Origin of the sequence: Amycolatopsis orientalis DSM 43388, assembly GCF_000411975.1 — a bacterium.
Taxonomy (GTDB): Bacteria; Actinomycetota; Actinomycetes; order Mycobacteriales; family Pseudonocardiaceae; genus Amycolatopsis; species Amycolatopsis orientalis_D.
The window spans coordinates 1-11,733 of sequence record NZ_ASXG01000121.1; the positions used below are offsets into that span (position 1 = coordinate 1).

Annotated in this window: 6 protein-coding genes, 1 rRNA gene and 1 pseudogene; 3 read left to right on the forward strand and 5 right to left on the reverse strand. The window is 68.2% G+C overall.

From position 1 onward, the window contains the following. The 5 genes and pseudogenes from L942_RS23290 to dnaE all read right to left on the reverse strand — a co-directional run. A 16S ribosomal RNA gene (locus L942_RS23290) occupies positions 1 to 136 on the reverse strand; the annotation flags it as partial. 431 nt (positions 137 to 567) lie between these two features. Then, positions 568 to 1,758 (reverse strand): low temperature requirement protein A, encoded by a 1,191-nt coding sequence (locus tag L942_RS23295; protein WP_037364151.1) that lies wholly within the window; start codon positions 1,756 to 1,758, stop codon positions 568 to 570. A gap of 575 nt (positions 1,759 to 2,333) precedes the next feature. Further along, positions 2,334 to 2,498: pseudogene (locus L942_RS45525) on the reverse strand (MerR family DNA-binding transcriptional regulator); the annotation flags it as partial. Positions 2,499 to 2,973: 475 nt separating this feature from the next. Beyond that, positions 2,974 to 4,443, reverse strand: a complete 1,470-nt coding sequence (locus tag L942_RS23300) for an MFS transporter (protein ID WP_037364154.1) — start codon at positions 4,441 to 4,443, stop codon at positions 2,974 to 2,976. Continuing rightward, the gene (dnaE, locus tag L942_RS23305) at positions 4,443 to 8,033 is read right to left on the reverse strand and encodes a DNA polymerase III subunit alpha (protein ID WP_037364156.1); all 3,591 of its coding nucleotides are present in this window, start codon (positions 8,031 to 8,033) and stop codon (positions 4,443 to 4,445) included. Before dnaE ends, L942_RS23300 begins: the two co-directional genes overlap by 1 nt. A 405-nt stretch (positions 8,034 to 8,438) precedes the next feature. On the opposite strand from dnaE, the gene L942_RS23310 reads away from it, so the two are divergent. Genes L942_RS23310 through L942_RS23320 form a run of 3 tightly spaced genes read left to right on the forward strand, consistent with a single transcriptional unit; the run spans position 8,439 to position 11,490 of the window. Then, positions 8,439 to 9,116: a FadR/GntR family transcriptional regulator gene (locus tag L942_RS23310; protein ID WP_037364163.1), complete on the forward strand. Its 678-nt coding sequence runs from the start codon at positions 8,439 to 8,441 to the stop codon at positions 9,114 to 9,116. Further along, entirely contained in the window at positions 9,113 to 10,549 is a 1,437-nt protein-coding gene (locus L942_RS23315; RefSeq protein WP_037364159.1) for an amino acid permease, read from the forward strand. The genes L942_RS23310 and L942_RS23315 overlap by 4 nt, the downstream gene beginning before the upstream one ends. After that, entirely contained in the window at positions 10,546 to 11,490 is a 945-nt protein-coding gene (locus L942_RS23320) for an asparaginase (protein ID WP_037364161.1), read from the forward strand. Before L942_RS23315 ends, L942_RS23320 begins: the two co-directional genes overlap by 4 nt. The last annotated feature ends 243 nt before the right edge of the window (positions 11,491 to 11,733 follow it).

Below are 11,733 nucleotides of genomic sequence, written 5' to 3' on the forward strand. Positions count from 1 at the left end.
AGTACAGGGCAGATTACCCACGTGTTACTCACCCGTTCGCCACTCATCCCCGGCCGAAACCGGTTCAGCGTTCGACTTGCATGTGTTAAGCACGCCGCCAGCGTTCGTCCTGAGCCAGGATCAAACTCTCCAACAATGAACAGTTCGATCGAGACTACTTCTCAATCACTTCTCAAAGGAAACCCCGACGAGGGGGTTTCATATAAGCTCTACTGGCTTAGTTCACTAGCACACTGTTGAGTTCTCAAGCAACACACCCCGAACCAGCCCCGGAATCAACCAGGCCAAGCTCGACGCGTTATTTCAAGCTTTTGTTTTTCCGGAGTCCAACTCTACACCCTCGGAAGCTCGAGGCTTCGTCGGGGGCTGGTTCAGCTCCGGAGGTTTTGGGGCCACCCACTCTACCACCACTGTGGGAGCTTGGTTCGTGGCCCCGGCGGCCGCCCGGTCTCCCTGGCGACGAAGAGAACATTACACGGCCCGAAACGGCCCTCGAACAGGGGGGTCACTTTTTTCGCGCCAAGCCGCTGACCTGCGTCGATCCGGCGGCCGCGGAGCGAACGCCGGTCAGCCCGGCTCGCGCTCCCCGTGCGTCGCGATCACCGTGACCCCGACGAGGATCGCCGCGAGGACGGCCGTCACGTGGATCGGCGCCGGACCGAACGACGCGGCGAGCACGAGCACCGCGGCCACCGGGAAGCCGATCGCGATCGGGCGGCATTCGTTCGTGGGGCCGATGTGCAGCAGCCACACGCTCAGCAGGAAAAGCGCGACCGGGACCGTCACGGCCAGCGCGACGACGACCCCGCTGAGATGCACCTGCCCGCTGTCGAAACCGACCGCCAGTTCCAGCCCGGCGCCGACCGCCGCGGCCGAACCGAAAATCAGGTAGTGCCCGTATCCCCAGCTCAACGCAGTCCGCAGCGAGTTGCCGCGTTCGAGCCGGACGTGCCCGGGCTGGTCGAAGTAAAGCCACCACATCGAGAACACCAGGACCAGGCCGGCGGCGGCCAGCGACACCAGCTCCCCGGTGTGCTCGCCCTCCGCGATCCCCTCCTTCACCGCGTTGGTGGCGCTGAGCACGGTCTCGCCGAGCACGATGAGCGTGAACAGCCCGTACCGCTCGGCGATGTGGTGCGGGTGCCACGCGGTGCCCGACTGCCGCTCCGCCAGCACCGGCACCGCGAGTTCGAGGACGACCAGCACGAAGAAGCCGATCAGCCCCGAGGTGCCGGGCAGGGCGAGCCGGACGATCCAGAGGATCTGGCAGAGCGTGATCCCCGCCGCGTAGAAGTACGCGGTCGTGCGGGTTTCCGGGGCTTGCCGGGCCGCGCGGAGCCACTGCGTGACCGCGGCGAGGCGCATCAGGACGTACCCGATGACCACGATCGTGAAGTCGCCCTCGAAGGCTTTGTCGACGCCGGCCGCGACGGTCAGGCCGCCGGCGATCTGGACGAGGGTGGCCAGCCGGTACGGCACGTCGTCGGTGTCGAACGCCGACGCGAACCAGCTGAAGTTCAGCCAGCCCCACCAGATCGCGAAGAACACCATCGCGAAGCTGAGCACCCCGTGCCCGACGTGACCTTCGGAAAGCGCGTGGTGCAACTGCGCGCCGGCCTGGCCGACGGCGACCACGAAACACAGGTCGAACAGCAGCTCCAGCGGCGTCGAGACGCGATGTCCTTCGCCGCTGTCGCGTGGTCGCATCGGCCGGTACCACACCCGGATCCGGTTGCCCGGCAACGACTCGTGGGCCATGTGCGCTCCCCTTTCCGCAGAACGCGGCCCATCCCAACATGATCGACGCCGCGGCGCGAGCGCGACATCCCCGAACAGCCGGAACCGGGTGAAAGCGCACGCCTCAGCGCAGCCGGACCGCCAGTTCGAAGACCGGGTCGCCGAGAGCGGACTGCCCGGGGTCGCACAGGAAGATCTGGCGCGGCTTCCAGTCCGGCCTGCTCGTCGTGGTCAGTCAGCCATTGGTGCAGCGACTCGGCGCCGAGAGCAGTCATCATGTTCGCCTTCTCCACGGTGACATAGGCCTCGCGTCCCGCCTCGTCGATGCCGACCGTCATCTCCGGGAAGGCGATCTCCCCGCCTTCGGAGTCGATCGGACAGCAGAATTCGACCAGGTCGTCGCCGTCATTGCTGATTCCGCCGTGATAGTGCAGAAACGGCCGCCCGGCGCTGCCTTCTGCGCGCGGGACCGCCGGGCCGCCGAAGAACGCGAACAGCGGGGCGGCGGACTCGCCGATCCGGTCGGCGGTCAGGTGCTCGGAGGTGGTGAGCAGCGTGCGGTCGGGCACTTCGCGAACGATCCGGCGCAGCTGGACGACGTGCCAGGCCCGGTCGAGCTGGTCCGGCGAGTACCAGCGGCAGCCGGCGTCCGGGTCGACGCGGGCAGGCAGCAGCAGGTTCGTCTCGTCGTACCGCCGCAGCGCTTTGGGCGAGAGGCGGGCCAGGAGCGCGAACGCGCCGATGGTCAGCAGGTCGGTCACGGGTCCTCCCTCGTTCGGAACACCCTGAGCGTGGGGCCGGTCCCAAGGGGAACGTCAAGACGAGCGCGGCGGCCCGCGAGCAAGACCGGAAAGAGAAAGGGCGGGCGGGCCCGGTTCCCCCTCGCCCGGGCCCGCCCCGTTGCCTTCGCGCGCACTCGGCCGGCCACTCCGGGCAGTGCCCCGGCGATTCGCCGTACGGTCCCCCGCGGACGCCGACGAATTTCGTACCGGGATGCGACTCCGGGTGTCCATTCCCCGGATTTTCGGACTCCCGGGCCGCTCGGCCGATCGACCCATCCCCGGTCGATCGAACGAATTGCCACTGTAGGTAGCCAAAGTGTCGTTCTGAAGGCTCCATAAGGTCTACTCGGTTGCTCTGAGTAGCACTAGGGCCGAAGGTCACCTGTCACTCGGATGGAGTATCACCTGGTGGCGGGAAGTAGCTCACCGAATAGGGAAGTTCAGCGTTGTGTGGTCACGTGCGGTGAATATTCGCCGCCGACTGCGCCGCTCGCTGCTCCTCCGACAGGATGGCACGCCGCCGGCGGGCGCGGAGTTCGAGGGTCGCGAAAGCCAGCGCGATCAGCGTGAGCCCCGCCGCGCAGCACATCGCCGCGGTGAGCGCCGTCTGGTGCCCGGACGTCGCGACCACCGATTCGAACACCGACGCCAGCACGGCCGTGCCGATCGCGGTGCCGATCCGCTGACCGGTTTGCAGCGCTCCCCCGGCGACGCCGGCCAGCCGGTTCGGCACGCATTCGAGCGTGAGCGTCGTGTTCGGCGAGATCACCATCCCGCCGCCGATCCCGCCGATCAGCAGCGGACCGGCCACCGCGAACCCGGCGGCCGACGGCGGCACCAACTGCACGACCAAGCCCACCGACAACAACGAGAGCGCCACGATGCTCAGGCCCATCACGGTCAGCTTCCGGCCGAACCGGGCCACGAGCCGTCCGGCGACCGCCGCCGTCACGGCCGAACTCAGCGCGAAGGGCGTGACGGCCAAGCCGGACTGCAGCGGCGTGTATCCGAGCCCCTGCTGGAAGAAGAGCGCGAACACCAGCCAGATCCCGGCGAACCCGCAGAAGTACAGTGCCCCGACCGCCGCGCCGCTCGCGTAGCCCGGAGTGCCGGTGAAGAGCCGCATGTCCAGCAGCGGCGGCCGGTTCCTTCGCGTGACGCGCCGTTCCCACCACACGAAGACGCCGCCGAAGACGATCGCCACCCCGAACAGCCACCAGAACCGGGCGAGCCCGCCCCGTTCGGACTGCACGAGCGGCAGCAGCACGCCGAGCACCGCGACGGCGAGCAGCACGATCCCGGCGAAGTCGATTTCCGTGCGCACCCGGAGTTTCCGCCGGTCCGTGCGGGGCAGCAGCTTCATCGCGAGCCCGAAAGCGATCACCCCGATCGGCACGTTCACGTAGAACACCCACCGCCAGCCGTCCGGGTCTCCGAACAACGCGAGGATCACGCCGCCGAGCACCGGCCCGACCGCAGTGGAGATGCCGACGACCGCGCCGAACATGCCGAACGCCCGCCCGCGTTCGGCACCGCGGAACAGGTCCTGGATCAGGCCGCTGTTCTGCGGCGTCAGCATGCCCGCGGCACAGCCCTGGGCGAGCCGGGCGGCGACAAGCGTCGCCGGATCGGGAGCCGCGCCGGCGAGCGCGCTCGTCGCGACGAACGCGGCCAGCGCGACGAGGAACATCCGGCGGCGGCCCAGCGCGTCGCCGAGCCGGCCGCCGGTGACCAGGACCAGGCCGAAGGCGAGCGCGTAGCCCGAGACCACCCACTGGATGGTGCCCGCCCCGGTCTTCAGGTCGCGCTGGATCGAGGGCAGAGCCGTGTTGACGATGCTGACGTCCAGCAGCGTCATGAACCCGGCGGTGAGAGTGACCGCGAGCGCCCGCCAGCGGCGGGGATCCGGCTCCGCCCCGCTCATCAGGTGTTCGCGGTGATCCCAGGGATGCCCTTGAGCTCACCGATGAGCATCGAGCTGACCTTCACCGGGTAATCGTAAAGCGCGAAGACCGTCTGGTTCTTGCCGACGAGCTTGAGGTGCACCGGCGTATCGCCCTTGTGCGCCAGCAGCGTCGACTTCAGCTCGCTGACCACGGCGTGGTCGATCTTCTCGGCCGCAGCCAGCAGCACCAGCGGCGGTTCCTCGTCGCCGTTGCCGACCTCCGAGAGGTCCAGCGGCACGAGCCCGCCGCCGAACACCGACATCTTGTCCTCGCGCCAGTTGACCCGGCCCTTCACCAGCACCGCGTTGTCCTCGACCAGGTCCGCGGCGAACATCGAGTACGCCTTGGCGAAGAACAGCACCTCGATCGAGGCGTCCATGTCCTCGACGGTGCAGATCGCCCAGGGCTCGCCTTTCTTGTTGACCCGGCGCTCGAGCGAGGTGAGCAGGCCGGAGATGACGACCTCGCCCTCCTTCGGCGGGTCGGCGAGCAGCGCGGCGATCGGCTTCGGCGCGTGTTTGCGCAGGATGCGCTCGGCCCCGTCGAGCGGGTGCGCCGACACGTACAGGCCCAGCATCTCGCGTTCGTAGGCGAGGAGCTGCTTGCGCGGGTACTCCTCCTCGCCGAACTTGAGGTGAGCGAGCGGCGAGGACGACGGCGCCGCTTCGGCCGCGTCTCCGTCGTCGGCGCCGAACGAGCCGAACAGGTCGAACTGGCCCATCGCTTCCTGGCGCTTGAGCGGGACGACGGCCTCCACCGCGTCCTCGTGCACCTGGATCATCGACAGCCGCGTGTGCCCCATCGAATCGAACGCGCCCGCCTTGATCAGCGACTCGATCACCCGCTTGTTGCAGGCCACCAGCTCCGACTTGTCCAGGAAATCGGTGAACGAGGAGTACTTGCCCTTCTCCTCGCGGGTTTTGATGATCGACTCCACCACGTTCGCGCCCACGTTGCGCACCGCGCCCAGACCGAACCGGATGTCGTTCCCGACGGCCGCGAACCGCAACGCCGACTCGTTCACGTCCGGCGGCAGCACCTTGATCCCCAGCCGGCGGCACTCCGACAGATAAATCGCCGACTTGTCCTTGTTGTCCCCCACCGACGTCAACAGCGCGGCCATGTACTCCGCGGTGTAGTTCGCCTTGAGGTAGGCGGTCCAGTACGCGATCAGGCCGTAGGCGGCGGCGTGCGACTTGTTGAACGCGTACCCGGCGAACGGGAGAATCGTGTCCCACAGCGCCTTGACCGCTTCCGGCGAGAAGCCGCCCTCGACCAGCGGGCTCGACCGCATGCCCTCCTCGAAGCCCTCGTACTCCTTTTCGAGGACTTCCTTCTTCTTCTTGCCCATCGCGCGGCGGAGCGTGTCCGCTCGGCCCATCGTGTAGCCCGCGACCTTCTGGGCGATCTGCATGATCTGCTCTTGGTAGACGATCAGGCCGTAGGTCTCGGACAGGATCTCCCGCAGCGGTTCTTCCAGCTGCGGGTGAATGGGCTTGATCTGCTGCCGGTTGTTCTTGCGGTCGGCGTAGTCGTTGTGCGCGTTCATGCCCATCGGGCCGGGCCGGTACAGCGCGAGCACCGCGATGATGTCCTCGAACCCGGTCGGCTGCATGCGCCGCAGCAGGTCGCGCATCGCGCCGCCGTCGAGCTGGAACACGCCGAGCGTGTCGCCCCGGCCGAGGAGCTTGTACGCCTCGGGGTCGTCGAAGCCCAGCCGGTCGAGGTCGATTTCCTCGCCGCGGTTGGCCTTGATGTTGTCCAGCGCGTCGCCGATGACGGTCAGGTTGCGCAGGCCGAGGAAGTCCATCTTCAGCAGGCCGATGGCCTCGCAGGAGGGGTAGTCCCAGCCGGTGATGATCGAGCCGTCGTCGCGCTGCCACACCGGGATCGCGTCGGTGAGCGGTTCGCTCGACATGATGACCGCGCAGGCGTGCACGCCGGCGTTGCGGATCAGGCCTTCGAGGCCGCGGGCGGTCTCGAAGATCGTCTTGCACTCCTCGTCGGTCTCGACGAGCGTGCGGACCTCGGCGGCCTCGGCGTAGCGCTCGTGCTTCGAGTCGACGATGCCCGACAGCGGGATGTCCTTCGCCATGATCGGCGGCGGCAGCGCCTTCGAGATCTTGTCCGCGATCGCGTAACCGGGCTGGCCGAAGTGCACGCGGGCGGAGTCCTTGATCGCCGCCTTGGTCTTAATCGTGCCGAAGGTGATCACCTGCGCGACCCGGTCCGCGCCGTACTTCTCGGTGGCGTACCGGATCATCTCGCCGCGCCGGCGGTCGTCGAAGTCGATGTCGATGTCGGGCATCGACATGCGTTCCGGGTTCAGGAACCGCTCGAACAGCAGCTTCTGCGGGATCGGGTCGAGGTTCGTGATGCCGAGCGCGTACGCGACGAGCGCGCCGGCCGCGGAACCACGGCCGGGACCGACCAGGATGCCGACCTCCCGCGCGTGCTGGATCAGGTCGGCGACGATCAGGAAGTAGGCCGGGAAGCCCTTGCCCTCAATAACGTTGAGTTCGTAGTCGCAGCGTTCCTCGTAGCCGTCCGGGATGCCGTCCGGGAACCGCCACTTGAGCCCCTCGGCGACCTGGTGCCGCAGCCACGAGGCTTCGGTGTGGCCCTCGGGGACGTCGAAGACCGGCATCCGGTCCTTGTGCGCGTACACGTCCTCATACGACTCCACCCGCTCCGCGATCAGCAGCGTGTTGTCCGCCGCCCCCGGAACCTCCCTGTCCCAGTACTCCCGCATCTCCTCCGCGGACTTCAGGAAATACCCGTCCCCGTCGAACTTGAACCGCGTCGGATCGTTCAGCGTCTTCCCCGCCTGCACGCACAACAACGCCGAGTGCGTGTCCGCCTGGTCCTTCGTCACATAATGCGAATCGTTCGTCGCCAACGGCGGCAGGTCCAGCAGCTTCCCGATCTCCAGCAACCCCTCGCGCACCGACCGCTCGATCGGCAACCCGTGGTCCATCAGCTCCAGATAGAAGTTCCCCGCCCCGAAAATGTCCTTGTAATCCGAGGCCGCCTGGATCGCCGCCTCCCGCTGCCCCAGCCGCAACCGCGTCTGCACCTCGCCCGACGGACACCCCGTCGTCGCGATGATCCCCTCCGCGTTCTCCGCGATCAGCTCCCGATCCATCCGCGGCTTCCGGTAATACCCCTGAATCGACGCCAGCGACGACAACTTGAACAGATTCCGCAACCCCGTCGCGTTCCCCGCCACCATCGTCATGTGCGTATACGCACCGCCGCCCGACACGTCGCCGCCCTCGCCGAACTCGTCCGACCCCCGCTGCGACGCCTGCCCCCAGAACACCGGCTTCTTGTGAAACCGCGACTCCGGCGCGACATACGCCTCGATCCCGATGATCGGCTTGATCCCGTGCTTCTTCGACGTCTGGAAAAACTCGTCCCCGCCGTACATGTTCCCGTGATCGGTCATCCCCACCGCGGGCATCCCCAACCGAGCCGCCTCCGCGAACAACGGGCCGATCTTCGCCGCACCGTCCAGCATCGAGTACTCGGTGTGGACGTGCAGGTGGACGAAAGAATCGTTCGACACCAGCGAAAACCTCCCCTAGGCAGACGGCTTCCCGGCTCCGGTCGACGCGGCGGGCCCGGGCTGCCCACCCTAGTCCGCCGCGGTTCGAGCGCGACGGCTGCATCCTCCCTCTCTCGAAAGGCCGAGTGTCGCTCCGACGCGCCGGGCGGCGGGCCGGACGCGTTCGGCGTGATGATCACCGGTGCGCTTCTCAGGTACCCGGACACGATCGCACCCGGCACCGACAAAACCGGGGCCGCCGAGAGCCGGACGGCTCGAAGTCACCCGGGAGCGTGAACCAGCCCACAACGGCCGAGCAACGGGCCGGGGCGCCGCTTGACAGCGGCCGGGCCGGAACCGAACATCCGTCGGGTGAACCTGTCTGACAGCCGGGCAGCCGGACCGCTCCCCCGGCGGGTCAGCGCGATGGAGGCCGTCCTGGCCCATCTGCGGCGGGCGATCGAGCAGGGCGAGTACGCGGTCGGCGACCAGCTGCCGTCGGAAGCCGCGCTGAGCAGGGAGTTCGAGGTCAGCCGCTCGGTCGTGCGCGAGGCGTTGCGCGGGCTGCAGGCGCTCGGGCTGACCGTGTCGCGCACCGGGCGCGGCACGTTCGTCACCGCGAGCGGCCCGCCGGAGAACCCTACGTTCGGCGACTACTCGGCCCGCGACCTGGTCGAGGTGCGCCGGCACGTCGAGGTCCCGGTGGCCGCCTACGCCGCGCGGCGACGCGATGCCGACCAGCTCGCCCGGCTCGCCGACCTGGTCGACCGGATGGACGCCGAGACCGGCGACGCCGCGTGGGTGGCGCTCGACTCACAGTTTCACGTCACGATCGCACGGGCATCAGGCAATCCGGTGTTCGCGAAGGTAATCGAAGAGATCCGCGACGCGCTGGCCCGCCAGTCCGCGTTCCTGAACCAGCTCGGCGGGCGGCGGACCCAGTCGAACGTCGAGCACCGGCGCATCGTCACGGCGATCGCCCAAGGCGAGGAAGACGCGGCCGCCGCCGCGATGACCGAGCATCTCGATCACGTCGAGAAGACCCTGACCACGATCGTCCGTCCGGCGCGCGCCGGCGAAGCAGAAACAGGTACCACCGCGTGACTGAAGAAACCCTGCCCGCGACTGCCGAGGCGGATCCCGCCGACGCGGGCGACGCCGGATACCGCAAGGCACTGAAATCTCGGCACATCAACATGATCGCCATCGGCGGCGCGATCGGCACCGGCCTGTTCCTCGGCGCGGGCGGACGGCTCGCACAGGCCGGTCCGGCGCTCGCGATCGTGTACGCGGTGTGCGGGCTCTTCGCGTTCTTCGTGGTGCGCTCGCTCGGCGAACTGATCCTGCACCGGCCGTCGTCCGGCGCGTTCGTGTCCTATGCGCGCGAGTTCATGGGCGAGAAGGGCGCGTACGTCGCCGGCTGGATGCACTTCCTCAACTGGTCGACCACCGGCATCGCGGACATCACCGCCATCGCGCTGTACGCGCACTTCTGGTCGTTCTTCACCCCGATCCCGCAGTGGGTGCTGGCGCTGATCGCGCTGGCGGTCGTGCTGTCGCTGAACCTGGTGTCGGTGAAGCTGTTCGGCGAGATGGAGTTCTGGTTCTCGATCGTCAAGGTCGCCGCGCTGGTGCTGTTCCTGATCGTCGGCGTCGTCCTCCTGGTGACGCAGCATCCGATCGACGGCCACGCACCCGGCCCGCAGCTGATCGCCGACCACGGCGGCGTGTTCCCGGCGGGCATCGTGCCGATGATCCTGATCGTGCAGGGCGTCGTGTTCGCCTACGCCTCGTGCGAGCTGGTCGGCGTCGCGGCGGGCGAGACGGAGAACCCGAAGAAGATCGTGCCGAAGGCGATCAACTCGATCATGTGGCGGATCGCGCTGTTCTACGTCGGCTCGGTCGTGCTGCTGGCGATGCTGCTGCCGTGGAACGCCTACTCGGCCGACCAGAGCCCGTTCGTGACAGTGCTGGCGAAGCTGGGCGTGCCGGGCGCGGACAGCATCATGAACCTGGTCGTGCTGACCGCCGCGCTGTCGAGCCTCAACTCGGGCCTGTACTCGACCGGGCGAATCCTGCGCTCGATGTCGCTGGCCGGGTCCGCGCCTAGGTTCACCGGCGTGATGAACCGCAACCAGGTGCCCTACGGCGGGATCCTGCTCACGTCGTCGGTGTGCGTGGTCGGCGTCGGCCTGAACTACGTGGTGCCGAAGGACGCGTTCGAGATCGTGCTGAACTTCGCCGCCGTCGGCATTCTCGGCACCTGGGCGATCATCGTGCTCAGCCACCTGCTGTTCGTGCGGAAGGCGAAGCGCGGCGAGGTGACCCGTCCGCACTTCCGGCTGCCGTTCTCGCCCTACACCGAGATCGCGACCCTCGCGTTCCTCGCCGCGGTCGTCGTGCTGATGGGCTTCGACAAGACCGGCCGAATCACCCTGCTGGCGCTGCCGGTGATCGTCGTCGCGCTGGTGGCCGGCTGGTTCGCCGTGCGCAAGCGGATCGACATGAGCGCGTTCGACAAGGCAGAGGCGCAGTGATCCCGCAGGAACGCGAACCGCGGCACGTGCCGCTGGTCCACCTTCTCCGCGACGGCATGGTCGAAGGCGTGCACCACGGTTCGGTCGTCGTGCTCGCTCCCGACGGTTCGACGCTGTTCGAGGCAGGCGACCCGGACGTCGCGATGTACCCGCGCTCGACCGCGAAACCGTTGCAGGCCACCGCGATGGCCCGGCTCGGACTGCGCCTCGATCCGTCCGGTTTCGCGATCGCCGCGGCGAGCCACTCCGGCGAACCGCGGCATCTCCAAGCGGCGGCAGCCGTGCTGGCGAGCAGCGGCTTGGCCGAAACCGATCTGGGCAACCCCGCCGACCTGCCGTACGACCCGGTCGAACGGGACGCCTGGATCGCAGCCGGACGTATGCCGTCAAGGCTCGCGCACAACTGCTCCGGCAAGCACGCCGCGATGCTGGCCGTCTGCGGCGAGCAGCGGTGGGACATCGACGGCTACCTCGATCCGGCACATCCGCTGCAGCGCGCGATCAGAGAAACCGTCGAGGACCTGACCGGACAAACCGTGCCACGAGTAGCCACGGACGGCTGCGGCGCACCCCTGTTCGCACTCTCCCTGCGAGGTTTGGCACGAGCCGCCGCACGGATCGCCACTGCCCCCGACGGTTCGCCGGAGTCGTTGGTGGCCAACGGAATCAGGCAGCACCCGGACCTGGTAGCAGGCAGCCGACGCGACGTCACCCGCCTGATGCAGGCCGTACCAGGCCTAATCGCGAAGGACGGCTTCGAAGCCGTGCAACTGGCCGCACTGCCAGACGGAACCGCAATAGCACTGAAAATCGCCGACGGCGGCGACCGAGCCCGCCCCACAGTGCTCGCAGCAGCCCTCACCCGAGCAGGCGTAGACAAGGAACTGCTGACCCCCTTCCGCAACCCCGCCCTCCAAGTAACGGACGCACTGGCCGCGTAGGGCCGTCAGGGAACCCTCACAGGCCCCTGATTCCCTCATGGTTCCCCTCACGACCAGCCAAACGCCCCACCCGCTCCCGAACCGCAGCCGCTGCACCCACCCATCGAGGCACCCAGCCCACCCCACCGCAGCCGCCGCACCCACCCATCGAGGCACCCAGCCCACCCCACCGCAGCCGCCGCACCCAACGATCGAGGCACCCAGCCCCCGCCCTGCACCCCGATACGAAGCCTCCCTGCGGGC

What these genes read in the sequence shown, in the direction of transcription:
- L942_RS23310 (WP_037364163.1), top strand. Translation starts at nt 8,439, where the DNA reads ATGGAGGCCGTCCTGGCCCATCTGCGGCGGGCGATCGAGCAGGGCGAG.
- L942_RS23295 (WP_037364151.1), bottom strand. Translation starts at nt 1,758, where the DNA reads ATGGCCCACGAGTCGTTGCCGGGCAACCGGATCCGGGTGTGGTACCGG.
- L942_RS23300 (WP_037364154.1), bottom strand. Translation starts at nt 4,443, where the DNA reads ATGAGCGGGGCGGAGCCGGATCCCCGCCGCTGGCGGGCGCTCGCGGTC.